Raw genomic sequence first — 25,545 nt, 5'->3', positions numbered from 1 at the left:
AGGCTTCGACACACCCACACCGTTGGCGCTTCGCATCGGCCCGGCCGGCTTAGCCGGCGGTGCGCCCGTTTCGTGGGGACTGTCGGACTGGTGGCGTCGGCCTCGACGCCGCCTCGACGATGGCGGCCAGCGCTTGGCTGTCGTCGTGGAGCAGGGTCGCCTCGGCGTCGTCGATGAACACGAGGTCGGCCTCGACGTGCCGGATGGCCGCCGAGAGCAGCAGGCCGACGACCGGGTCGGTGGCCTCCCGGCGTAGAGCGTCCAGGTTTCGCAGTTCGCGCAGCAGGTGCCCGCGTTGGTGGGCCAGTACCGTGCGGACCGTCCGCGGGCTGCCGGTGCGGGCCGCCGCGGTCACCTTGAGGAAGAAGTCGTCACGAAACCCGCCGCCGCGCGGGCTCGGCTCGTCCAGCCAGCGGTCGAGCTCCGCCTGCCCGGCCGTGGTGATTTCATAGACCACGCGGTCCGGCTTGACCGGCTGCGGCTGGCGCTCGGCGTCCACCAAACCGTCTCGGGACAACCTGTCCAGGATCTGGTAAAGGTGCCCGATGTTCAGCGGCCCCCACTGCGGTCCGACCGTGGCCTCGAAGGACGCCTTCAGCTCGTATCCGTAGCTGGGTCCGGTTGCGAGGAGGGCCAGGACCGCGTGCTGGATCGCCATGTGACCTCCCGAGCCACTCTTGCATTGTGACAATGTATCGCGCAGAGTGTATACGTCCCAAGGTCACGAAACCATACGCAGGAGGCAGGCGTGTTCCGCTTGATCTGGCACCAGCTAGGCGGCCACGCCGGCCGGTCGATGGCGCTGCTGGCCGGCGTGCTCCTGGCGACCACAAGCTTTGTGGTGCTGACCGGTTCTGTCACCACGTCCCGGCTTCAGGCGACCGACGCGGTGGGGCAGAGCACTCGTTCCTCCCAGCACATCCTGGTCCGACCGCAAGGCAGCCGCACGCCGGTCGAGGTCGCGCGCAAGCTGGTACGCCCTGACGGACTGCTTGACCCGTCCGGCGGAATCACCACGACGCAATACCGACAGATCGCGGGAATCGCCGGCGTCGACGTGGCCGCGCCGGTCGCGATGCTCGGATACGCCAAAACCACCGTGCCGCTTCCGCTGGACCTCACCGACGCGATCGATCGCTCGCTGGACCGCCAGGTGATCCGGGTCGACCCCACCTTCGTGACCGACCGCGAACTGTCCACAGCGCGGGGCAAGCCCCGGTACGTGTACGTAACCAAGCACCCGCTCATCCACCCCGTGCTCGGCGACCGGTGGAGTGACAACGCGCTTACCTACTCGGACGGGCGGACGTACGCCAGCGAATGCGGCATTGCGGTCCGGGAAGTGCTGCCCAGCGGGGGCACCGAGCCGGTCTGCTCACCAACGTGGAGCGCCGCCGAGTACCCAAGCGTCTCCGAGCGTGATCTCTGGCGGATCGAAGCGGTCCGGTTGCTGCCGGATGGACGGTTCCAGCCGGCCGACATACTTCGTGCGGGCGAGGCACCGCGCCCGCCCACCGAACGGCTGATGGTCTCGATTGAGGTTACCGCGCCGATGGCGCTCGCCGCGGTCGATCCGGAGGCCGAGCAGCGCCTGGTCGGCCTCGACGAGGCTGTGGTGGCGGGGCGCCCGCTGCGGGCGACCGACACGCCGATCGACGAGATACCGGCGAGGCTGCCGATCCGCTCGATCCCGGTCGTCGCCACCGGTCAGCCCGCCCTGGACTCCGTGGTGAACACCACCTACACGCGGCTGGCGCCTCAGCGGGTCACCGGGCTGACCGCGGCCGAGCTCGACCGGGAACTCGGCAGGATCGGCGGTGTCGCCGCCGGCGCGGGCCGGCTCGACGTCGCCGACGGCGTTCGGGCAACGGCTGACGGCGGCACCGGGGCCGGCACGCTGGACACCCTCGTGCCGGCCGGCCCTGCCGAGTACCGGCAACTGCCCGACGGTGGCCTGGAGGTACATACCGTACGGCGCACACCATTGGACACCGTGCGGGGCTCGGGGCCCAAGCCGTGGCTCGCCGACGATGTGGCCTTCCACCCCATCGGCGCGGATGCCGTGGCCGTGCCGGCCGGTGTCTCGACCGTCCAATGGCGAGCGGTCGGCGTGTACGACCCGCGGCGGCTGGCCGGCGAGCTGTACCAGCCGCCCGTCGCCACCGGTGCCGACGAGGTCAGCCGCGAAGCGCTCGAAGACCGGCGGCTGGCGCCCAGCGGCGAACCGGGTGGGTACCTGACCGCGCCGCCCATGCTGCTGACCACACTCGCCGCGGTGCCCAAGCTGCTTCTGGCAACGGACCCGCGGATCGCCGCTCCGATAAGCTCGATCCGGGTACGCGTATCCGATGTGGACGGATATGACGAACGGTCCGCCGAACGGGTGCGACTCGTCGCCGAGCGGATCGCCGCCACCACCGGCCTGGACGTGGACGTCGTGCTGGGTTCGTCGCCCGCGCCGCAAACCATCCACCTGCCCGCTGGCGCGTTCGGCCGTCCCGCCCTGAAGTTGAGGGAGAACTGGACCGCCCTGGGCGTGGCGCCCGTCATTACCAAGGCGGTCGACCGCAAGAGCGTCGCGCTGTTCCTGCTCGTTCTGGTGGTCTGCGCGCTCTTCCTGGGCAACGCGGTCTCCGCCGCCGTGCACGCCCGCGCGCCTGACCTGGCGGTCCTGGCCTGCGTCGGCTGGCCAGCCCGCGGCCTCGGGGTGCTGATCGTAGGCGAGGTGACCGCGATCGGCCTGGCCTCTGGACCGCTCGCACTTGGGCTGGCATTGCCCATCGCCGCCGCGATCGACGTCGACGTCGGCTGGCAGCGCGCCTGGCTGGCGGTACCCATCGCTCTGCTGCTGGCGTGGGCAGCGGGCGCAGCACCGGCACTTCGGGCCGCCCGCGCCCACCCGATGGCCGCCTTGCGCCCACCGGCGCTCCACGCTCGATGGATTCACCGGCGACGTACCCTGGCCGGCCTGGCCATGGTCAACGTAGCCAACCGGCCGGCGCGAACCGCCCTCGGAGCCGGCGCGCTCGCGATCGCCGTCGCCGCGCTCATCATGCTCGGCGCCGTCGGGTACGCGTTCCGTAGCGCCATCGTCGGCAGCTTCCTCGGCGAGGCCGTCTCACTCAGCGTGCGCACCGCGGACATGGTGGCGGTAGCCGGGACCGTGATGTTGGGTGTGGCTGCCGTCACGGACGTGCTCTACCTCAATGTGCGCGAGCGGGCCGGCGAACTGGCCACGCTGCAAGCGATGGGCTGGAGCGACCGCACGCTCGCACGCCTGCTTGTCTATGAGGGCGCGGTGATAGGCACGCTCGGCGGCGCTACCGGAGCCGGTCTCGGGTTCGCTGGCGCCGCCTGGTTCGTCGGTGAGGTGCCCGCTTCGCTGGTCGCGACCGCTGCGGTGGGCGGCGCCGGAGCTGTCCTGCTCTCCGGCCTTGCCGGGCTCGTCCACGCCAGGCTGCAGTGCCGCCTGCCCACCCACCGATCCTTGGCGAAGGAGTGATGATGTCATTCGATGTACGCGTCGCGAGGGTGGTCAAGCGTTTCCCCTCCGGCGCACACGTGCTGACGGCCATCGACGACCTGAGCTTCGACGTGCCCGCCGGCGCCGCCGTGGCGATCACCGGGCCGAGCGGCTCCGGGAAGTCCACCCTGCTGCACCTGATAGGCGCGCTCGAGCCGGCCGACGCCGGTACCATCACGGTCGGACCGCTGGAGCTCACCACGCTGCACCGCCGTCAACTGCCCGACTACCGTCGGCGGATCGGCTTCGTCTTCCAGCGATATCACCTGCTGTCGGCTCTCACCGTGCTGGACAACGTCGTCGCGCCGACGCTGCCGTACCGGAATCCACGCGACCCGACGAACCGCGCGCGGGAACTGCTTGATGCGGTCGGCCTCGCCGGCCGTGAGCGTGCCCTACCCGCCGAGTTGTCCGGTGGCGAACAGCAGCGGGTGGCGATCGCGCGAGCGCTGATCGGCGACCCGGGTCTGCTGCTCGCGGACGAGCCGACCGGCAATCTCGGCGCCGCCACCGGCGCGCAGATCCTCGACCTGCTGCTCCAGCTGCGCAGAGAACGGGGAATGACGATCCTGCTCGCCACCCATGAACAACACATCGCCGCCCGATGCGACCGGCTGATCCGGCTCGGCGGCGGCCGTGTCGTCGAGGACCTCAACCTCACCGACGGCGAAGACCCTGCCCTGACGCTGCGCCGCGTGGGCGGCCTCCGCCTGTAGCTCCCCCGCGCCCGAGCACGTCCCTGCCGTGCTATGGCAACAGTTTGTCAACCGCCGGAGCGGCGGCCCCGCTGAAGCTGACCGTACCTGGAAAGCGAGTGGGGCGGGGGTCGGTCATGGGTGGTACCCGGAGGTCGTGGGCCGCGCTGGCGGCCGTTCTGGCGGCGGTGGCGCTCGTGGGCGTGGCGGGCGACGTCGCTCGACCGGGAGTCGCGGCGCGTTCGGTGGAGGCGGACGCGCTGCGGTCCGCTCGGCTGTCCGGAGAACCGGTGCCAATTCCGGAGCTGACGTCCGAGACCGCCGAGTACGCGGCTTTGCCCAACGGCGACATGCGGGTGACGATCTCGGCGGGAGTCGTCCGGGTGCGCCGGAATGCGGGGTGGGTGCCGGTGGACCTGACTCTGGTCCGGGCGCCGGACGGATCCGTGGCTCCGGTGGCGCACCCCGGCGGCCTGCGCATCGCCGGCGCGCGGCCGGCCGGCACACACGAGTTGGCGGCGGTCGGCGTAGGCGCGCGGCGGGTGGCGATGAGCTGGACGGGCGTGCTGCCCGAGCCTGTGCTGTCCGGCAACCGGGCGACCTATGTGGACGCCGTGCCCGGAGCAGACCTGGTGGTCGAGGCGACCCAGATCGGGTTCCAGCAACTGCTGGTGGTCAAGGAGCGCGCGGCGGTCGGCCGGCTCGTCCGGGTACGCCTGCCGGTGACCGGTCCGGGCGTCGCGTCGTCGGTGCGGGAGGCCGGCGGAAGCGTCTCGTTGAAGGACGCGGCCGGCTCGCTGGTCGCGACGGTCCCCGCGCCGGCGATGTGGGACGCGGGCAGCCCGGCCCGGACCGCGCCGATCCGGACCACTGTGGACACCGTGGCCGGCGGGGCGGCGTTGACCCTGACTCCCGACCTGGCGTGGCTGCGCGACCCCGCCACCACGTTCCCAGTGACGCTCGATCCAACGGTGAATCCACTGTCGACCACGTTCGACACGTACGTGCGCGAAGGCGTTACCGTCGACCGCAGCGACCAGCCGGACCTACAGGTCGGTCTGCTGGCGACGGCGCCACCCACGATCGCCCGCTCGTTCCTGAGCTGGGACACCTCGATGCTGGCCGGCCGGCAGATCAACTCGGCGACCATCTCGTTCTGGAACTACTGGTCGCACACCTGCGCCCCGCAGGGCTGGGAGATCTGGACCACCGGCGTGGCCAACGCGGACACGCGCTTCACGAACCAGCCCGAGTGGCGGTTCAAGGAGGCGACCTCGACCGCCACCCGAGGGTTCGACAGTGGTTGCGACGACGCCTGGGCGACGATCGACGGCACGTCGTTCTTCCAGCGGGCCGCCACTGCAGGCGGTACCCGGGGATACATGGGCATCCGAGCCGCCGACGAGAGCGACGCCAACGGGTTCAAGCAGTTCCGGTCGCGCAACGGGCCCAGCACCGCCGAGGTGCCCAAGGCCGTGGTGACCTACAACGCGTGGCCGACGGTGACCGCGCGGGCGACCGACCCAGCCACGGCGTGCGCGACCGGACCCCAGCGGCCGCTGGTGAACACCCTTACACCGCAGCTGAAGGCCACCGTCAGCGACGACGACGGCACGGCGATGTCGGTGACGTTCGAGTGGTGGGCGGTGGACGGCGCCGCGCCGATCGGATCGGCGACGGTGACGGGTGTGGCATCGGGAGCCACGGCCGCCACCGCGGTGCCGGCGGGCGCGTTCCTGGACGGCGGTTCCTATCGATGGCGGGTGCGGGCCTCGGACGGGGTGAGCGGATCCGCGGTCTGGTCCTCGTTCTGCGAGCTGACGGTCTACGTGATAGCGCCACCGGTCGAGGGCTGCGTGGCCGGCGTCGACAGCGACTACAACGGCGACGGGGTACGCGACCTCGCGATCGCCGACCCGCGGGCCGCGGTGGACGCGGAGGCGGACGCCGGCCTGGTGCGTGTCGTGGACGGCGGCACCGGCGCGGTACGGACGATCACCGCCGACGGCCCGGCGGCCGGAGACCGGTTCGGTCACGCGCTGTCCACATTCGACGTCAACCGCGACGGCTGCGCCGATCTGGCCGTCGGTGCGCCCTACCGGGATGTCAACGGTGTGGCGGACGCGGGCGCGGTCTGGTTGCTGCTGGGTGCGCCCGGCGGCCTGGACACCGGACCCGCGTCGCTGTTATGGCATCAGGACGTCGGCGCCGTGGCTGGCGCGGTCGAGGCGGGTGACTGGTTCGGCTTCTCCGTGGCGGCGGGCCACACAGCGGCCGGCGAGGCGTACCTGGTGATCGGCGTACCGGGTGAGGACATCGGCACCACCGCGGACGCCGGGATGGTGAACTACCTGCGCGGTGCGGTCAATGTCGGGATCGACCAGGAGGAGACCGGAGCCACCGACGTCAGTGAGGTGGACGACCGGTTCGGCTACTCGGTGTCCGGGTCGGTGTACCACTTCGCGGCCGGTCGGCCGGGGGAGGGGATCGGCGCTACCGGCTTCGCCGGCGCCGCCAGCATCTACGGCCACGACCTGCTCGCCGGCAAGCCGCGGCTGGTGGCCGACCTCACCGCCACGGCACCGGCGGCCAACGACACCTTCGGCAAATCGGTGTCTCTCGCGGGCTATCGGCCGGCCGGGGCGCCCGCGGATGAGCTCCACTCCCTACTCGTGTCGGGCGTGCCCGGACGGGACGCGCCGGGCTACCGCGACGCCGGCGCGGTGGAGCGGTTCCACGTCACGGCGACCACTGTGGAACGGCTGGGCACACTCGCGGACCCCGCCGAAGGCGCGTACTTCGGGGAGCGGGTGCTGGCACATACCACCACCTCCGGCGCTGTCATGGTCGCCGTCGGCGCACCGGGCCGCGACAGCACCGCCAACGACGCCGGACGGATCGGGCTCTTCTCGGGCACCGCCGCCAGCCCGGGCATGACGCCGATCGGGCGCGGCGCGGGCCTGCCGGGGGACGCCGCCGCCAGCGAGTTGCTCGGTCTGGTGCTCGGCTCCTCGACGGGGTCGCTGTATGTGGCCAGCCCCTACGGCGATCCGGTGGTGTACGCGCTGGCGTGGACCGATCTGGCCGCCGGCACGGTGATTCCGGAGCGGCTCTGGCGCCCCGGCGCGGACGGGATTCCGGCGGACGAGGTCGCGTTCGGCGCGGCAGTCAGCTGAGGCGGACATGGACAGTACGGGGAAGGGGCCTGTCGTGTTTGGTGCGAAACGGTGGCTGCGTGGAGTCGGTCTGGCGGCCGGGCTCGCCGCCCTGATGGCGGTGTACACCCACGGGCCGGGGCGGGAAGAGCCGGCGACACCCGTGGCCCTGGACACTGGCGTCCGGCAGACCGAGGTCGACGCGGCCGCGCTCGCCGCCGCGTCCGGGACACCGGTGGAGATCGGCGCCTTCCGGAACGAGTACCGCGAGGTGTACGCCAACCCGGACGGCAGCCGCACGGCCGTGGAACACGTGCGCCCGGTCAGGATGCTGCGAGGCGGGCGTTGGGTCGGGGTCGACGCCACCTTGGTACGGCGTCCCGATGGCTCGATTGGGCCGAGGGCCGCGACGGTCGGGCTGCTGCTGTCCGGCGGAGGTCAGGGCCCCTTCGCCGCGATGGAGCGGTCCGGCCGTCGCCTCGCGCTGTCCTGGCCCGGTACGCTGCCGGCGCCGGTTCTCGACGGCGCCACGGCGACGTACCGGAACGTGCTGCCAGACGTGGACCTCGTGGTGACCGCAGACGTCGACGGCTTCTCGCACGTGCTGGTCGTCAAGACCGCGGACGCGGCCCGGCATCCCACGCTGTCCAAACTGGAGCTTCCGGTGCGGGCCGACGGCCTCGCGATACGGCAGACCGCGACCGGCGGGGTCGAGGCGGTGGACGCCAGCGGGGGCGCGGTGTTCGAGGCGCCGACCCCGTTGATGTGGGACGCCGGCGCGGCGGTGCGCCGCCCGCTGGGAGTACAGGTCGGCGCCCGGTCCCTGACACTGGTGCCGGACCAACGCCTGCTGACGGACCCGGCGACGCGGTTCCCGATCGTCATCGACCCGGTCTGGAAGTCGTCGTCCCGGTCCGGCTGGGCCATGGTGGCAAGCGGCTATCCGGGCGAGAAGTACTGGAAGTTCGACGGCGCCTCGCACGAGGGCATGGGCGAGTGCCCGGTCGCCTCCGGAACCTGCGCGGGCGTCGGCGTGAAGCGGCTCTTCTACGCGATACCCACCTCGGCGTACAAGGGAAAGACGATCCTGTCCGCGACGTTCCGGGTGACGCTCTACCACACATACGACGACACCGCCCGGCCCGCGCGGCTGCACCTGACGGGCGCGATCAGCTCCGCAACCACCTGGAACAACCAGCCCTCGTGGAAGACGCTGCAGGACGAGGCGTCGCCGTCCAAGCCGACCGGCTCGTGCACGTCCACCAACCAGAACGCCGAGTTCACCGCGACGGACGCGGTGACGACTGCGGCGTCCAAGGGCTGGGCCACGACCACGTTCGGCCTGCGGGCCGACGACGAGGGCAGTCACCTGCAGTGGAAACGGTTCTGCAACAACGCCCTGCTGGAGGTGAACTACAACACCGCGCCGTCCACGCCCAAGCAGTCCGAACTGACCCTGTCGCCCGGTGGCGCCTGCGTCTACGGCAGCGCGGCGCCCTATACGGACGTACCGCCGAAGCTGAACGCCGTGCTGCGCGACCCCGACCACTCCAGCGCGCACGCCGAGTCGCTGAAGGCGGAGTTCAAGGTGTACTGGACCAATCCCAGCACCGGCGCCCTGGAAGAGCGGCACTACACCACCTCGGCCAAGCCCAGCGGATCCACCTTCTACTACACCGTGCCCGCCAGCATCCCGGAGAACGTGGTGCTCGCCTGGGAGGTACGAGCCAGCGACGGGACGGCGTGGAGCGCCTGGAGCTCGGCCGGCGACCAGACCCGCTGCCAGTTCGTCTACGACAAGACGCGACCGGCGGCCCCGGCGGTCACCTCAGCGGACTTCCCCGACGACGACCAGGGCCACGACGGCGTGGGCCGGTATGGCGGCTTCCGATTCCAGAGCAACTCGGCGGACGTCTCCGAGTACTGGTACGGCGTCAACCAGAACCCGTCGGCCAACAACAAGGTCACCACGACGGTCGGCGGTGGCCCAGTCGAGATCCGGATCATGGCGACCAAGGCCGGACCGAACTGGCTGTCCGTGGTGGCGGTGGACCGTGCGGGCAAGACCAGCAGCACCGGGGTGCACCTGTTCATCGTCAACCAGGAGCCGGCCACCGGCGAATGGCGGATGGAGGACGACCCCGGCTCCGGGCAGGCGGTCGAGGTGCGGGGCGGCACCGGCGCGGTGGCCGCTGGCGGCGTCACCTTCGGCGTGCCGGGGCCGGGTGGCGCGGCGGACCGTGCCGTGCGGCTGGACGGCACCGCCGGCACCGCGCTGACCGCAGGCTCAGGGCTACTGGACACCTCGCGCAGCTTCGCGGTGAGCGCGTGGGCACGAGCCGCGGCCACGGACGGTTCGGCGGTAGCGGTGAGCGTGGACGGCTCCGGCGAGCCCGGTTTTACGCTGGGCTATCACCACAACGCGTGGGCGCTGCGCGTGCCGGTGACCGATGTGGACACGCTCAGTGAGTGGCGGGTCAGTGGCGGTTCGCCGGTGGCCGGTGAATGGGCGCACCTGACCGGTGTGTTCGACCACGAGAAGGGCGTCCTGACGCTGTACGTCAACGGAACCGTGGCGGGTTCCGGCACGCGCCGGTCGGCGTGGGTGGCTCGGGGCGCCGTACAGATCGGCCGGAGCACCACCAAGGCCGGCCCGGAGAACCTCTGGCGCGGTGATCTCGCCGACGTGCGGGTGTTCGACCGGATCGCGACGCCGCAGGAGATCGGCGACCTGGTCAAGCTGGCGCCGAAGCGGCGCGGGTACTGGCCACTGAACGACGCGGCCAACGGGGCCAGCCCGGAGGCCACCGGTGGCCAGGATCTGGCCCTGTCCGGCGGGCCGGCCATCTACCTGCCGCAGGATCCGATCCTCGATCCACCTGCTCTGGTGGGCGACGGCCACCTGCTGCTGGACGGCGTGGACGACCACGCGGCGACCGCTGGCCCGGTCACCGCGACGAAGGACAGCTTCACGGTCACCGCGCGGGTCCGGCTGGCCGCCGCGGCGCCGGGCCGGGCCATGGCGGTCCTCTCCGCGCCCGGCGTCAACACCAGCGCTTTCGTGGTCCGGTACTCGCCCGGGTCTGACGCCTGGGAGCTGGTGCTGCCGCACGCCGACCAGCGCGGTGACGTGGCGACCACGTCGCTGATCGACGATCAGCGCGTGCCCAGCGCCGATCCGAGCGGTCAGCACCTGGCCGTGGTCTACGACGGGTTCGCCGACGAGATCCGGCTGTACGTGGACGGGCAGCTGGCCGACTCCGCGGTCGCGCCGCACCCCGGCTACTGGAACGCCACCGGTGGCCTCCAGGTCGGTCGAGCGCTGGTAGACGGCGCCTGGGGCGAGCACTTCGCGGGCGCGATCGACGACGTGCGCGTGTACTCGGGCGCCGCCGACGCGACCGTCGTCCAGCTGCTCGCGCAGCCCGTCATCGAGCAACCCGACCTGTGAAAACACCGCGACCCCAGGGAGCCGTGATGTTCCTTGCCCGTGTCCACGGCCGTACCGCGCGAGCGCTCGCGCCGGTGCTGGCGATCGTGTTGATGGCCGACGCCGTCCATGTCGCACCGCGACCGGCGACGGCGGCACCGACCGGTGGCCGCCCGGCGGTGGCCGAGTCCCGCGAACCGGTGCGTGGAACCGTCGCCCCCGTGCGGCCGCGCCCGGCCTCCTGGCTCGTGCCGGCCGCGCCGGCACGAGCCACCTGGCCGAAGCCGGCGACCGCGGTGCTGACGGCCTCCGGTGCGACGGCCCGCGTCGGTGACCTGCCGGTCAGGATCACCCCGGTGCGCCCGGCAGCGCCGGGCTCCCGGTCGGCTACGGCGCCGCCGGTGCGGGTCGAGGTGCTCGGTCAGGACGCGGCGCGGGCGGCCGGCGTTCGCGGTGTGCTGGTGCGGTTGACGCCGGTCGGCGGCCGGTCGACGGTCCGGCTGAGCATCGGGTACGCCGACTTCGCCGCGGCCTACGGTGGCGACTTCGGCGCGCGGCTCAGGCTGCTCGGGGTACCGTCGCGCAACGACACGGCGGCCCGGACGGTGACCGCCGAGATGCCAACCGATGGCCTTTTCGCCCTCGCCGCCGGGGACGCGTCATCCCAAGGCGACTACGCGGCGACCCCGCTGTCCCCGTCCGCCAAGTGGAGCGTCGCGCCCAGTTCCGGCGCGTTCGCCTGGGCGTACCCGATGCGCACACCGCCGGTCCCGGGCGGGTTGGCGCCGAACGTCGAGCTGTCGTACTCCTCCCAGATCGTCGACGGGCGCACCGCCGCCACGAACAACCAAGGCTCCTGGGTCGGCGAGGGCTTCGGGTACGAGCCCGGATACATCGAACGCTCATACAAGACGTGCGAGGACGACGGCCACGACGGCATGTACGACCAGTGCTGGGCCGGCGACGTCGTCCAGATAGTCCTCAATGGACGCTCCACCCAGCTGGTCCGGGACGACGAGTCCGGCGCCTGGCGGCTCCGCGACGACGACGGGTCGCGGGTCGAGGCGCTGACGGACGCGGACACCGGCAACGGCGACAACGACGGTGAGCACTGGCGGGTCACCACACTGGACGGCACCCAGTACCACTTCGGCCTCAACCGGCTGCCCGGATGGTCCAGCGGCGCCGAGGAGACCGCCTCGACCTGGACCGTGCCGGTCTTCGGCGACGACGCGGGGGAGCCGTGCTACTCGGCGACGTTCGCCGACGCGAGCTGCCGGCAGGCGTGGCGGTGGAACCTGGACTACGTCACGGACCCGCACGGCAACGCCATGGCGTACTTCTACGGCCGGGAAACCAACCACTACGCACAGCGCGGCCGCACCGACGTCGACGGCGTCGCCTACCACCGCGGCGGATACCTCAAACGCGTCGACTACGGTCTACGCGACGGCCAGGCGTACGCCGCACCGCCCGCGCGGGTGCTGTTCGCCACCGCGGAACGGTGCATCCCGTCCGGCGCCATCACGTGCGCAGCCGGGCAGCTCACCGAGGAGAACGCCCGCCACTGGCCGGACGTGCCGTGGGACCGCAACTGCGCCACGGGCGTGAAGTGCCAGGCCGAGCAGAAGGCGCCGACGTTCTGGACGCGGATGCGCCTGACCAAGGTGACCACCCAGGCCCGCGTCGGCGGTGCGCTCGCCGACGTCGACTCCTGGTCGCTGACGCACGTGTTCACCGACAACGGGGACGCCAGCCGCAGCCTGTGGCTCAGCCAGATAACCCACGCCGCGGGGACCCTGACGCTGCCCTCGCTCGACCTGGAGCCGCGGCAACTGGCCAACCGCGTCGACGGGCCGGACGACGGGATATCGGGGCTGATCCGCCCCCGGCTGGCCGCGATATACACCGAGAGCGGCGGCCAGACGGTGGTCAACTACGCCGCTACCGAGTGCGCTCTGGGCAGCCTGCCCTCGCCCGGCGACAGCACGAAGCGCTGCTTCCCGGTGAAGTGGAGCCCGCCCGGCACCGACGAACCCATCACCGACTGGTTCCACAAGTACGTCGTCGCCGAGGTCATCGAGACCGACCGCACCGGCGGCAACGGCGACATGGTCACCAGGTACGAGTACCTGGGCGACGCCGGCTGGCGGTACGCCGAGCCGGACGGGATCAGCGAGGCCAAGTACCGGACCTGGAGCGACTGGCGCGGATACGGCAAGGTGCGGGTGCGCGGCGGCGACGGCCAGACGATGACCACCCGCACCGAATACACCTACCTGCGCGGGCTGAACGGCAACAAGGACCCCGGAGGCGGCACCCGCGAGGTCTCCGTGGCCGACTCCACCGGGACGGAGTACGTCGACCACGAACATCTCTCCGGGCACCAGCTGGAAAGCGCCGTCTACAACGGATCCGCCGTCGTCTCGAAGATGATCACGACACCGTGGTCCAACGTCACCGCCACCGCCACACCGAGCTGGGGCATGGTCAAGGCGCACCTGGTCCGGACCGCCACCACGCTCGGCTTCGCCGCCCTGTCGACCGGCGGGTGGCGCCAGATGCGTGCCACGGCCACCTACGATCCCAGCCTCGGGCGGCTGACCCGCAACGAGGACCTGGGCGACGTGTCCACCGCCGCGGACGACCGGTGCACCCGCATCAGCCACGCGGACAACGCGGCCGCTTGGCTGCGCGCGTCCACCTCACGCGTGGAGACGGTCGCGGTGGCCTGCGACGCGTCGGTGGACCGCCGCACCAAGGTGATCAGCGACGAACGGGCGTTCTTCGACGGGCAGGGCTTCGGCGCGACGCCCACGAAGGGCGACGTGACGACGGTCCAGAAACTCGCCACGCACGACGGCACCGCGGCCAGCTACCTCACCGTCGAGAAGCGGACGTTCGACGCGTTCGGCCGCCCGCTCACCCTCACCGATGCCGCCGGAGCCACCACGATCACCGAATACACCGAAACCGGCGGGCTGACCACGCGAACCCGGCAGACGAACGCGCTGCGCCACGCCCAGACGGTGGAGTACAACCCGGCGCGGGGACAGCGCACCGCCCAAGCCGACCCGAACGGCAAGACCGTCCATCAGGAGTACGACGCCCTCGGGCGCCTGGTGTCGGTATGGATGCCCGATCGGCCCAAGGACAAGTCGCCCAGCCTCCGGTACACGTACACGGTACGGGCGGACGCACCGGTGACGCTCAAGGTCGAGTGGATCACCAACGCCGGCGGGTACCAGGTGGAGTATCAGCTCTTCGACGGCCTGCTGCGCCCCCGTCAGACGCAGGCGCCGGGGCCGGACGGCGGGCGGGTGGTCACCGACACCTACCACAACGCCATCGGAAAGGTGGCCAGGACCAACGGCACCTACTACGCGGCCGGCGCTCCCGCCGGGCAGCTGCTCGTGGTGCCGGGCGGCGCGGTCGACCGTCAGACCATATTCGTGTACGACGGCGCCGCCCGCGCCACCGCCGAAATCACCGCCGTGGCGGGCGAGGAGCTGTGGCGGACCACCACCACATACGACGGCGACCGGACCCACGTCGACCCGCCCGCCGGACAGACTCCCACCACGACGATCGGCGACACCCGCAACAACACCCTCGAACTGCGCCAGTACCACGGCGACGCGCCGACCGGGCCGTACGACGCCACCCGGTACACGTACACGCCCGCCGGCCACACCGCGACCGTCACCGACGCGGCCGGCAACGTGTGGCGGTACGGGTACGACCAGCGGGGCCGGAAGGTGGCGGCCGAGGACCCGGACGCTGGATCCATCAGCTACGGCTACGACGATCTGGACCGGCTGACCTCCGTCACCGACGGTCGCGGCCTCACCCGGACCACCACGTACGACGCGCTCGGCCGCAAAACCGCCGTGCACGAGGGGAACACCCAACTCGCCGGCTGGACATACGACACCGTCCACGTGGGACAGCTCTCGTACGCCCAGCGGTTCGCCGGCGGCAGCACGTACACGACGGCCTATCCGCTGCGCGACGACTTCTATCGGCCGCGGGTGACCCGGTACATCATCCCCGCCGCCGAGGGAGTGCTGGCCGGGACGTACGACTTCAGCACCACCTACAACATGGACGGTACGGCGCAGGGCATCGCCCTGCCCGCGGCCGGTGGCCTGCCCGCCGAAAGCATCGCGTACAGCTACGACGGCCTGCGCCGGCGCACGAAGGTGACCAGCAACCTCGCGTCCTATGTGACCAGTGCGCTGTACGACCAGACCGGCCACCTGCGGCAGGTCGAGCTGACCGCCGGCGGGCCGAAGACGTGGATAACGTACGGCATGGAGCGCGGCACCGAGCGGCTGGTGCGCTCCCAGGTCCACCGCGAGCTCGGCGGCGTCACCACCGAGCAGTCCGACGTGCGGATCGGCTACGACCCTGGCGGCAACGTCACCGCACTGGTGGACACGCCCGCGGCCGGCGAGCCCGACGCGCAGTGCTTCGCGTACGACCACCTGCGCCGGCTCACCGAGGCGCGGGCGACCGGCTACACCGACCCGCAGGCCTGTGCCAACGCACCCGCTCCGGCTGGCCCGGCGCCCTACCACCACTCGTACACCTACGACAAGACCGGCAACCGGCTGACCGAGACCCTGCACGGCATTGCCGAAGCAGCCGACACCGTGCGCGAGTACGAGTATCCGGCGGCTGGGCAGAAACAGCCACACACACTGACCGGCATCAAGACCACAATGGACGGTGCTGAGACCGCCGGGTCGTACCGGTACGACCCGGCCGGCAACACCGTCGAGCGACCGGGCGTCACCGGCCAGCAGACCCTGAACTGGGACGCCGAGGGCCACCTCACATCGGTCACCGAAGGCGGCCGCACCACGTCGTTCGTCTACGACCCGGACGGCAACCGGCTGCTGCGCCGCGAGCCCGGAGTCACCACCCTTTACCTGGGCGGCATGGAGCTGCGGCTGGACACGGCCACACGCGTGGTCGCCGGCACCCGCTACTACGATCTGGGCGGCGGCGCGCGGGCGGTGCGCACCCCGGCCGGGGTGTCGTTCCTAGCCGGTGACCACCTGAACACGGCCCAGGTCACCGTGGACGCCGCCAGCGGTCAGATAACCCGCCGTCGCACCACCCCGTTCGGCGCCGTCCGTGGGTCGCCGCCGGCCGCGTGGCCGGGGGAGAAGGGCTTCGTCGGCGGCGCCATCGACGCGAGTACAGGGTTGACGCATCTCGGCGCGCGGGAGTACGACCCGGCAATCGGGCGGTTCATCTCCATCGACCCGATCATGGACGACAAGGATCCCCAGCAGATCCACGGCTACTCCTACAGCAACAACAACCCGACCACCCTCTCCGACCCCGACGGCCTCCTCCCCGCCCCCCTCGACCCCTCGGACCCGAACGGCTTCGCGGATACATCCCAGGGCACGCCTCAGAAGGGTTCCGATCCGGCGCACGGCACCGCGATCGCACTCCGACTCGCGAACCTGCAGAGGATGTACCCGCACGCGCGTATCTCGCACGATATTCAAGGTGACCGGCACGGTGCCGACCTCATCTGCTGGGACTGCGTCCCAGGAGAGGTGTGGGTATGGGAATTCAAGACAGCGAAGGAGTACCGGAACCACTCGAAGGCGGTTCGAACCCAACTGGACGGCTACCTCAACGACATCAAGAACGACCCGCGGGCCGAGGGGAGAAACGTGATACGCGGCCCGATGTTCGACCCGGCGCAGGAGACAGGCGCGAACCGGGCCGATTCCCGAGAGCTCATCACCGTCAAGAATGTGGAGGAGGACGGGATACAGGTATATGACCGGACGAGGTTCCGGGACAAGGTCGACAGCAAGATGAGGCAGAAGACCGATGACGCGTACGAGGTGGCCTCCGACGCGCAGTACGACGCGGACGCGTACCTGGACGTGCTCGTCCATCCGGCCGATCCGGGGGCGGTCCGGTCGGATCCGGTGGGCGATACCCTGGTGACCGGCGCTGTGGTGGTCACGACGGTCGTGGTGGGCGCGGCGGCGTGCGTGTTCCTCTGCGTGACCGCGGGCGCGGCGGCGGTGACGACATGGGTGCTGGCGGCGTGAGTGGATTGGACGATTGATCGATGCAGTTGGGTGACACCCACTACGCCCACGGCACCGCCATCGCGCTACGCGTGCTGGACCTGCGCCAGCGGTTCCCGGAGGCGGCCATCACGACACGCATCAACGACTCGGACAACCCGGCGGACATCGCGTGGTGGAACTGTGCACCTGGGGAGGTCTGGGTCTGGGAGTTCCGCCACGCGCCCGCCCCCTGCGAGCCGGAGGTGGTGGCCGACCCCACCCGGTTCCTGGCGGCGGTCCGCGCCGATCCGAGGTCCCGGGGCAGAGCCGTCGTTCCAGGACCGAACCGGGCCTTCTCCGCGCCCGCCGACGCCGGCGCCAACATGGCCACGTACCGCGAACTGATCACGGTCCGCAGCGCGGCGGCCGACGGGCTCCAGTTCTATGAACGGCATTATCACCAGACCCCGGTCGCACGGGATCTGGTCGACCGGACCCGAGAGGCGATCGATGCCGCGAGCGACGCCAACGCGGCTGCCTGCCTGTAGGAGCGTTCGTGGCCATGCTCCTCGCGGGACAGGATCACCCCGCGCGTTCCCACACTGAACGCCCGGACGGCGATGGACGCGCCCTGTTCGTCAACCCGCTGATGGCGATCTACTTCACCGTCGACCTCGACAAACTCGCCGCCCGATACCTGCACCTCGACCGTATCGAAAACAGGGTCATTGCATTCTCGGGCTGCTGCTGGTCACGGCGGTGATCGCTGGCGAACCATCCCCCCGCCGCACGCCGAACCCGAGCGCCTTCTCGGGCACTGGTGATCCGCCCGTTCCGACCGGCTCGCGCGAAACCGAGTTGATGCATCCGGTACGCGCTGGCAGCGTGGCTCGGCTCCTCATGTCCGAACCGGAAGCGTCTAAGGATCCCGATCCTGAGCAGCGGAAAGGGGCCGAAGCCGGCTCGATCTTCATCTTGCGGCTACGCGGCCGCTGCGCTCATCCGCCTTCCGGTGGTTCTTCCTCGGCCGTTCGATCTCCATGGTGGCAGTTTCATGTCGCCCGTCGCCCTGGCCTTCGGCGTTCTGGAAATCACCGACAGCGCGGTTTGGCTGTCGGCGGTCACCGCCGCGGCCTTGGTCCCGATGGTCGCGACGATGCTCCTGGACGGCGGCATCGCCGACCGCTACCGCCGCGACACCGTCCTGCGAATCACCAGCATCGGTGCCGGCCTCACCCAGACCGGCGTCGCGATCATCCTGCTCACGCATCAGCATCCGGCGCTACTGCTGCCGTTGTCCGCCTTCAACGGCATCTTCCAGGGGCTGACTAAGCCCGCACTGCGCGACATTCTCTCGAACCTGACCGTGGGACGAGGTCTTCAGCAGGCCAGCTCCCTGCTGGCGTCCGCAGGGAACACCCCCCGGATCCTCGGCCCAACCGTCGCCGGCCTGCTGACCGCCTCCATGGGCGGCGGCTGGGCCATCGCGGCGGACGCCGCCACCTTCCTGCTAGCCGCCGCCTGCTTCGCCCGAATGTCCCTTCCCAGCCGACCACCCCGCGCCAAGGGCGACCCGACCATGCTCAACGACATACAGGAGGGCTGGAAATACTTCACCTCCCAGGCATGGATCTGGTCGGTGACGCTGGCTTTCGCTGGGAGCTGCGGTCACCGCCGTACTTCGGTGGAGTGACTTCCGTCCCGATGGATCTGGAAGTTCCCAATGGATCATGCGGCCGGACGGCAGGGGCAATGGCGGACGCTCCGCCGCCGAAGGAACCGCCCCGTCTCATGATGACGTTGTGTAGCTGCGGAGCCATCCGGCTGCGTGGCTGTGCGGGCACGGATCTGCGGATGACAGTGCGTGCGCGTGCTGCTGTGGGCGATGAGATGGCGAGCGGTCGCGAAGCGCTCGTAACGGTGCGTGGCGATCATTGGCTGGGTCGGACGCCGGACGAGAAGCCGCAATCGGCACTACCCCGCACTCGCTTGTTGGTCAGTCGAACCAGTTGGGTCATCAGCTGGGGTGTGTGGTGGCCCCGAGCACGCCCGTCGCACGGTTACCGGTGGACTTGTCCGGCCCGACGGGCGCCGCTGGTCACGATCTGCGGCGTAGCTGAGCGGCGAAGTCGGTGCCCAGGATTTTGGCGCTGTCGCCGTCGCACTCGTACCGGTCGGAGCCCGCTTTGAGCTTGTCCCCTACGTTGCCGTTGACCGATTTACCGGCAAGGGTCGCCACGGTGAACAGGTTGCCGAGCCGGCTGTAGTAGGTGATGCCGCCGTCTGTGGCCTCGTAGGTCCAACTGGTGAAGCCCTTGAACTCGACCCGGTAGGTGCCGCCGCCTGCGGACCCGTTTGCGACGAGGCTTCCCGGAGAGAGCGCGCCGGTGCCGTCGTTGTCGAATGTGTATATGGATTCGGTGGTGCCTTTGCCGGCGAGCGTCATCGTCCGCCCGTTGATATTCGCGTTGCGGATCTCCAGGCTAGTGATGGCCCAGGAGCCGACCAGGCATGAGTCGATGACGGGGGCAGGCGTGTTGACGATGGTGGTGGGGGTCTCTATGGCGCCGGACACCGCACCGCGCGGCGATAGCGAGTCGCTGCTGTCCGGTTCGCCGCGGTCGGGGCCACCGCCAACGGCGGCCCACGCGACCATCGCGGTGGCGGCGGCCGCTACGGCTGTAGCGGCGCCGATAGCTCGCCGGCGAACGAGGTGCGTCTCTGGTGACGTGGCGATGCGCGGCGTCGATGGGTCTTCGGGCCGTTCGATGGCGATCACCGGCGCCGAGGCGGCGGCAAGGGCAGCTCCCTCGGCCACGACCAGTTCCGGCTGCTCCAGCACGACCGGGGCGATGCCCAGCGACCGCTGCAACAGCTGCGCGACCAGGGGCATTCGGCTGGCACCCCCGACCAGGTACAGCGCCGACAGGCCGCCGGGCTCGACGCCCGCGTCCCGCAGCACCGTCCGAATCAGCGTCACGGTGCGGTCCAGGACCGGCCTGGCGACCTCATCGAGCTGTTCGCGTCCGAACGGAACAGCGTCGTCGAATAGCGGTACCGGCACGTACGCGACTGCGGCCCGGGACAGCATCTCCTTGGCCTGCCGCACCGACTCCCACAGCTGCCACCGCGCACGCCGGTCCGCGGCGTTGTCCGGGTTGGTGAGCCGGCGCCACGTGCCCCGATCCCTGGGCGCCAGCGCCGCACCGATCGCGCCGAGGATCGCGGCGTCGACGTCCAGCCCGCCCGCGTCGGACAGCCCCGCTGCCGCGACCACCTCCAAGTCCCCTCCCGGCATGGCGTGGACGACCGCGGCGTCACACGTTCCCGCACCCAGGTCGAAGACGCCGACCCGCCCGGCCGGGCCGGTTAGCGCCAGGAACCGGGCGGCGGCGGCGACCGGCTCGGTGGTCAGCCGGTGGCCGCCGAACACACCGGCCGCGGCGGAGAAGACCTCCCGGCGGCGGCGCCCCCAGATCGCGGGCACGGTAAGCACCACCTGGGCCGCCGGTGCGCCAGCGACCCGGGCCGCTTCGTCCGCGACGCGCCGGAGCACCGCCGCGATCAGGTCCTGGACCGGGACCTCGGTGCTACCCAATAGGACCGTGCCATCGTCGATACGCTGCTTCGGGAACGGTTCGAGGCGTTCTGGCCGCTGCTGGCCGGCGAAGACCGCGTCCCGGCCGGTGATCAGCTCACCCTCATCGTCGAGGAAGACCGCCGAGCGCAGCTGCGGGCCACCGTCGAACAGCAGCTGCCGCGGCCGACCGTCCGAAGCGGTCAGTACAGCAGCGGTATGCGACGTGCCGAAGTCCACCCCGAGCGTGATCGAATCGTCCGGCATGGACCAAAACCCTACCGGGGCAGCCGCTTGACGCACCGAATCCGCCAATCTCGACGAGAATCCGCGCCACCCCGTCTCATTGCACATGTCGAAGCCCAGTCCACGGGTGTTGGCCGATGACATGATCGTTTGGACATCGAGCGATGTCGAATGTCGACTAGCGATAGCCTGAGCCAGGGACCGTCTTGTTCGTCTCCATCTGCTTGTCGCCGCTCTGCTCACCGCATGATCAAGCGACATGATTTCTGATACCGGCCAGCTGATCGGCGTTTCGCAAGGTAGTTCCGGACGGTGTGAGCTGCGATCGTCCGGACCTACTTTGCGGTTTTATGGCTCAGCTGGCTTGGGGCCGACGGTCCCCACCCGGTCGGGTCGTCGCCGGGTGGCACCATCGCCAGGGCCTGCCAGAGCAGGAGGATGTCCAACCAGCCCGCCTCGGCGGGGGTCAGCGGGCGCTCGGACTGGTAGCCGGTAAGAGATTCTGCGCGAACCTCGGCCGACACCGGCCCCCAGTTGTGGTAGCGGGTGCCGAGCAGGACTGCCGCGCGGGCCAGCTCGACGAGTCGATGATCGCGGCGACCTCGCCGAGGGCACAGATGATGTTGGCGGAGCGGACATCGAAATGGACGAGCTGGCGGGGAAGTCGGTCGGGCGGCGCGTGGGCGACTAGCCCGCGCAGTGTGTCACGAGCGGCCATCGGCAGATGGCCGGCGCGGGAGTCGAGCCAGTCGGTAACCCGGGCCGTCAATGGCTTGGACGAAACGGCGAGCGCGGGAAGCTGGCGTGTCGTTGCGAGGCTGCCAGAGAATGTTCGTCAATGCTGCCATGGTGCAGGTGATCTCGGCGGCGGACGAGCAATGGATCACTGGATTCACCACGAACAACGGCGTCGTATATTTCGGTCAACGCAGCACAAGCGGCCACGTCCCCCAGCCATCCGACCGCGCCGCCGGAGCGCCGCTGCCACCCGGCGAACGCGGCGACGTCAACCCGCGAAGCGGCCCCGGCGAGACGCCGCGAGGCGCGAGCCGACGAAACCGACCGCCATCAACGCTGCCGCGCTGGTTGTAGCTGCTAACTCAGTGGTTGTAGCGCAAGATACGGTGCTGGTTTGATGCCCTCGAGCCCGTGCTCTGGTTAGTGTCTACGCACTTGCAGGACCAACTATGGGGAGTGGGTTCACAACATGAATTTGCGCCGTATTGCGGCTGCGGCAATCGGGCTGGCCGCCATTGCCGCCGGGGTCATCGTCGCACCATCGCCAGCGATGGCCGCGACAAAGTGGGATCTAACAGGGACTGGCGGCGATAAGGTCGGTGCCTGGGCACGCGGCTCCTACTGGTGGGGCGGCGACGGCCGACTGTACGTGAAGGTGGTCCTACGTGACACGGTGGCGAACAAGAAGGACGCCCGTGTCTATCTGCGGGCCTACTACACGCACGGCGACCCGCGCGAGGAGGTGCTGAAGAACAGCCAAGGCTCCGGCGACGACGTGACCATGACGTGGGACTTCCGCGGCGACATCTACTACATCGAGGGCCAGGAGTGCATCGATAACGCCGTATCGGCCATCAGCTGCGCCAGCTACGGAACCATCTACCCGCAGTAGGACCGTGAGAAGCTGGCTCGGCCATGTTCACCTACAAGGTGAGCCTGCCCGCCCACACCATCCAAGCCGTCGTCCACATGGACGTCGAAAACGAGTACCTGGTGCGCGCCGGCCCGACACCGACATCCCAAACCGTGCGGGACGTGGCGATCGAGACCCGCGACATCCAAGACGGCTCCAACCGTACGCAGAAGGTCGTCGATGTCACCTCGTGGCTGGGCCAGGCCAAGACCGTCTACCTGCGCTTCGGCGACAGCCAGCCCACCAACGCCTGGGGTGCCTCGCTCGCGCGATTGACAGTTCAATACACGCGCGCCAACGGGACCGCCGCCAGCACAGTCATGGATATGACCTCAACGGCCACAACGTTCGGTGCGGCGGCAGCGGCGGATTGCGCAAGGCGGCGACGTCTGATCAACCGCCCCGGTCGTGGTGCCACTGCCGCCCACCTCGCCAGTAGCTCTGATCTTGGCACTAGCTCAAGGACACGCGGCGCAGTCGACTCATCCGCAAACACGGCTGCGCCGCCCCCACGACACGCCCTCAAACTCGATTGATTGGGAGCGGCGGGTCGCTCTGAGTGGCGCTGGATGGCGTCGAACCGTGTCGGGCTGCTCGTAACGGCGTTGCTGTGACCTGCGGTTGCTGGAAAATCACAGGTCACAGCGTTGCAGTTATTTCGTTGACGCTGAAGCGGTCAACGGCGCTGAATGTCCTTCAACGGTTGTCTATCTTGACTGATCACGCCTGAGTGGCCGATGACCTGGGTAGGGACCGGCTGGTCTTCTGAATGGTTGCTTGGGAGCAGGATTGACACGCCAGTTACGAGACATCCCTTACGTCGCGTCCCTCCGGCACGCGACCACGGTTACGCGTCGACGGAATGCGGCCTTTACCGCTCCGGGCCGCGCGGGACTCACGCAGGACGCGGGGCGATCAGATCATCGATGGCGAGGTCCGCATCGGTGTACGGAACAGGAATGCGCTCTCCGTGAAGGTATTCGACCCGCGTCCGGTAGCCCGTCGCGATAGGTCCGGTGTGCTCATAGATCGCCTCCTGGGTGATCACCCAGTACACCGGATAACCAGCCTGACCGTACAGCCTGGCCTTGATGTTGAGATCTTGAATCATGGTCTCGTCGGCAACCTCGACCACGAGCAGCACGTCGGAAGCGTCCCAGATCGACAGCCTTGACCCGACGATGCCGACCGGATCGGCATCCGCCCGCCGTACCCAACAGTCGGGGTCGGGTAGCGACGCGCCTGTTGGCAGGGTCGCGGTTGTTACCCGGACCTCGGACCGTGGCAGCGACGCCAAAAGCTGACCGACCGTGTCACCGTGCCACGAACCGATTACCACTGGCCAGATCTCCCCTTCGACGAGTTCCACCCGGTGGTCAAATGCTTCCGCTTCCGATGCGCGCACGAACTCGCTCTGGCTCCATCGGTAAGCGAGCGCGGGCTGAGTCATGAGTTCGAGCCTACCAACCCGCCCACCCACGGGGGTCGGAGACGGGAACGACCCCCTCGGTAAGATCTCGATCATGACGTTGACCGGCTTGCCGATACGGGCCGCGACCGAGGCGTCCGGCCAGCACGTCGTCCACGTCGACGGAGCCGGTGCGGAGCGGGCCATCACCTACGCGGAACTGCAGGGACGATGAGGATGAAGCTTATGGCGTTGCGGCCTGGCGGGCAGTTTGCTCGAGGCGGTCACGGTAATTGGCCCACCATGCCTGGTCGCCTTCAGGAAGGCTGCTGAAGTCCGGGCGCAGGCCAGCGACTCCGTCGATGAGTTCGCGGACGATGTCGGCATGGCCAACGTGACGGTTGGTCTCGCCGATCATGAGGACGATCATCTGGTGGAGGGTGACATCGGCGTGCTCCGCCGGCCACCAAGGGACGCGGCCGGTGGCGTCGAGATCAACCGCTTCGATGGTGGCGTCGGCGTGGGCCCAGACGCGGCGGTAGAAGTCGATGATGGCGACGCTGGTCTCCTCAACACGTGCCCACCTGTCGACGTTGGGTTCATCCATGTCGTCGTCGAACCAGGCCGGCGGCTCGCTGAGGGGCCGGCCGAAGACCTCGCCCAAGTAGCCCGATTCGATGCCCGCAATGTGCTTGACCAGACCGAGCAGGTTGGTGCCGGTCGGGGTCATGGGTCGGCGCAGATCATATTCCCCAAGCCGTCGAGTTTCCACAGCAGGGCGTCACGGCAGGTCTGGAGATCGCGGCGCAGGCGTGCCTTGGCATCGGTCATGCTCGCGCTGATGGCAGTGGGGTGTGACGCCAGGGAAAGCTGACCATCCCATCGCCCCGGCCTCCCTGATGCAGAACCGTCCAAGGCATCGAGGGCCCTCGCCAGGCCCCCAGCCGGGCGGATCAGGTTTCGCCAGGACCGATCAGATCCGGATGCAACGCCCTGAGGCCCCGACGGGTGGAGGCCGACCTCGACGGCGAGCCCCCGGTGGGCGAGGTGATTTGGCGGGTTGAAATGGGCGCGCTCAGGGGCGCGAAGCGGACTGGTTAACTGTCCCCAGTTGCTTGCGAGGGCCGCTAGTCGCGCTGTTCCGAGCGGCGGATCTTGCGCATGAGCATCGCCCAAACGCCGTACCCGGATCCGACATTGCCGGTGACCACCCCCGCGGCACTTCTCATGGCGAGGGCGTTCGCGCAGTCCGGGCAGACCTCCCGCCCGGTGATCGTCTTCTCGAAAGGATCCCGTACGCGCCGATGACAATCCGGGCACACCCGTGCCACCTGCGCGGGGTGACGGTGGCCAACTAGGCCGACTCGGGCGAGAGCAGCGGCTCGTTCCTGGCCGACCCGCGACTGTTCGACACCATGAGCCCCCTGCTGAACCGCGGCGACGTCGTGCTCATCCAGTTTGGACACAACGACAAGCAGACGACCGCCGACGACTACCGGGCCAACCTCACCACGCTGGTCACCGAGGTGCGCGCCCGCCACGCCCGCCCCGTACTTGTCAGCCCGCCCGTGCGCCGCCTGTTCGACAGCGCCGGCGCATTGACCCCGACGGCGCTGCACATCAACGGGCTCGGTGTGGACCTACCGGCCGAGATGGCCCGGGTCGCGAGCGAGCAGGCGGTGCCCTACATCAACCTGACGGCGGACAGCGCCGCGCTGGTGCAGGGCCTGGGCCCGGAGGCTTCCAAATCGCTGTACCTGTATACCGAACTCCGCGACAACACCCACTTCTCCGAGTACGGGGCGGACCAGAT

At 69.8% G+C, this 25,545-nt stretch carries 15 protein-coding genes and 1 pseudogene; 11 read left to right on the top strand and 5 right to left on the bottom strand.

The window, feature by feature from the left end; translation table 11 throughout:
• Positions 1-49 precede the first annotated feature (49 nt).
• The gene (locus tag QMG73_RS38565; RefSeq protein WP_281903952.1) at positions 50-658 is read right to left on the bottom strand and encodes a PadR family transcriptional regulator; all 609 of its coding nucleotides are present in this window, start codon (positions 656-658) and stop codon (positions 50-52) included.
• 90 nt (positions 659-748) lie between these two features.
• On the opposite strand from QMG73_RS38565, the gene QMG73_RS38560 reads away from it, so the two are divergent.
• The 8 genes from QMG73_RS38560 (at position 749) to QMG73_RS38525 (ending at position 18,543) form a co-directional block, all read left to right on the top strand.
• Positions 749-3,502 carry an FtsX-like permease family protein gene (locus tag QMG73_RS38560; protein WP_281903951.1) on the top strand — a complete coding sequence of 918 codons (2,754 nt, stop codon included), beginning with the start codon at positions 749-751 and terminating at the stop codon, positions 3,500-3,502.
• Positions 3,502-4,239, top strand: coding sequence for an ABC transporter ATP-binding protein (locus tag QMG73_RS38555; RefSeq protein ID WP_407676914.1), 738 nt, complete (start codon positions 3,502-3,504; stop codon positions 4,237-4,239). The genes QMG73_RS38560 and QMG73_RS38555 overlap by 1 nt, the downstream gene beginning before the upstream one ends.
• Positions 4,240-4,355: 116 nt before the next feature.
• A complete protein-coding gene (locus tag QMG73_RS38550) occupies positions 4,356-7,394 on the top strand; it encodes a DNRLRE domain-containing protein (protein WP_281903950.1) in 3,039 nt (1,012 codons plus the stop codon).
• 34 nt (positions 7,395-7,428) lie between these two features.
• Positions 7,429-10,824 (top strand): LamG-like jellyroll fold domain-containing protein, encoded by a 3,396-nt coding sequence (locus QMG73_RS38545; RefSeq protein ID WP_281903949.1) that lies wholly within the window; start codon positions 7,429-7,431, stop codon positions 10,822-10,824.
• 26 nt (positions 10,825-10,850) lie between these two features.
• On the top strand, positions 10,851-16,889 hold the full coding sequence (locus tag QMG73_RS38540) for an RHS repeat-associated core domain-containing protein (protein WP_281903948.1): 6,039 nt from the start codon (positions 10,851-10,853) through the stop codon (positions 16,887-16,889).
• A 20-nt stretch (positions 16,890-16,909) separates the two neighbouring features.
• Positions 16,910-17,398, top strand: coding sequence for a hypothetical protein (locus QMG73_RS38535; protein WP_281903947.1), 489 nt, complete (start codon positions 16,910-16,912; stop codon positions 17,396-17,398).
• 8 nt (positions 17,399-17,406) lie between these two features.
• Complete coding sequence (locus QMG73_RS38530) at positions 17,407-17,613, top strand: hypothetical protein (RefSeq protein WP_281903946.1); 207 nt, start codon at positions 17,407-17,409, stop codon at positions 17,611-17,613.
• A gap of 291 nt (positions 17,614-17,904) precedes the next feature.
• A complete protein-coding gene (locus QMG73_RS38525) occupies positions 17,905-18,543 on the top strand; it encodes an MFS transporter (RefSeq protein WP_281903945.1) in 639 nt (212 codons plus the stop codon).
• Between the two features lie 405 nt (positions 18,544-18,948).
• On the opposite strand, the gene QMG73_RS38520 is transcribed toward QMG73_RS38525, so the two are convergent.
• A complete protein-coding gene (locus tag QMG73_RS38520) occupies positions 18,949-20,694 on the bottom strand; it encodes an Hsp70 family protein (RefSeq protein ID WP_281903944.1) in 1,746 nt (581 codons plus the stop codon).
• Between the two features lie 314 nt (positions 20,695-21,008).
• Positions 21,009-21,475: pseudogene (locus QMG73_RS38515) on the bottom strand (phosphotransferase); the annotation flags it as partial.
• Positions 21,476-21,880: 405 nt separating this feature from the next.
• Here QMG73_RS38515 and QMG73_RS38510 point away from each other — a divergent pair.
• Together QMG73_RS38510 and QMG73_RS38505 are read left to right on the top strand one after the other, a co-directional pair.
• Complete coding sequence (locus QMG73_RS38510) at positions 21,881-22,303, top strand: hypothetical protein (protein WP_281903943.1); 423 nt, start codon at positions 21,881-21,883, stop codon at positions 22,301-22,303.
• A gap of 23 nt (positions 22,304-22,326) precedes the next feature.
• Positions 22,327-22,860, top strand: coding sequence for a hypothetical protein (locus QMG73_RS38505; RefSeq protein WP_281903942.1), 534 nt, complete (start codon positions 22,327-22,329; stop codon positions 22,858-22,860).
• Positions 22,861-23,219: 359 nt separating this feature from the next.
• Here QMG73_RS38505 and QMG73_RS38500 read toward each other — a convergent pair whose 3' ends face one another.
• Both QMG73_RS38500 and QMG73_RS38495 read right to left on the bottom strand, forming a co-directional pair.
• Positions 23,220-23,774, bottom strand: coding sequence for a Uma2 family endonuclease (locus tag QMG73_RS38500; RefSeq protein WP_281903940.1), 555 nt, complete (start codon positions 23,772-23,774; stop codon positions 23,220-23,222).
• A 202-nt stretch (positions 23,775-23,976) separates the two neighbouring features.
• The gene (locus QMG73_RS38495) at positions 23,977-24,462 is read right to left on the bottom strand and encodes a DinB family protein (protein ID WP_281903939.1); all 486 of its coding nucleotides are present in this window, start codon (positions 24,460-24,462) and stop codon (positions 23,977-23,979) included.
• Positions 24,463-25,147: 685 nt separating this feature from the next.
• On the opposite strand from QMG73_RS38495, the gene QMG73_RS38490 reads away from it, so the two are divergent.
• On the top strand, positions 25,148-25,545 hold a 398-nt coding region (locus tag QMG73_RS38490), incomplete at its 3' end, for a GDSL-type esterase/lipase family protein (protein WP_281903938.1).

The sequence above is a fragment of the Phytohabitans aurantiacus genome, assembly GCF_027923225.1.
Lineage (GTDB): Bacteria > Actinomycetota > Actinomycetes > Mycobacteriales > Micromonosporaceae > Phytohabitans > Phytohabitans aurantiacus.
This window is presented reverse-complemented; position numbering and strand designations above follow the sequence as displayed.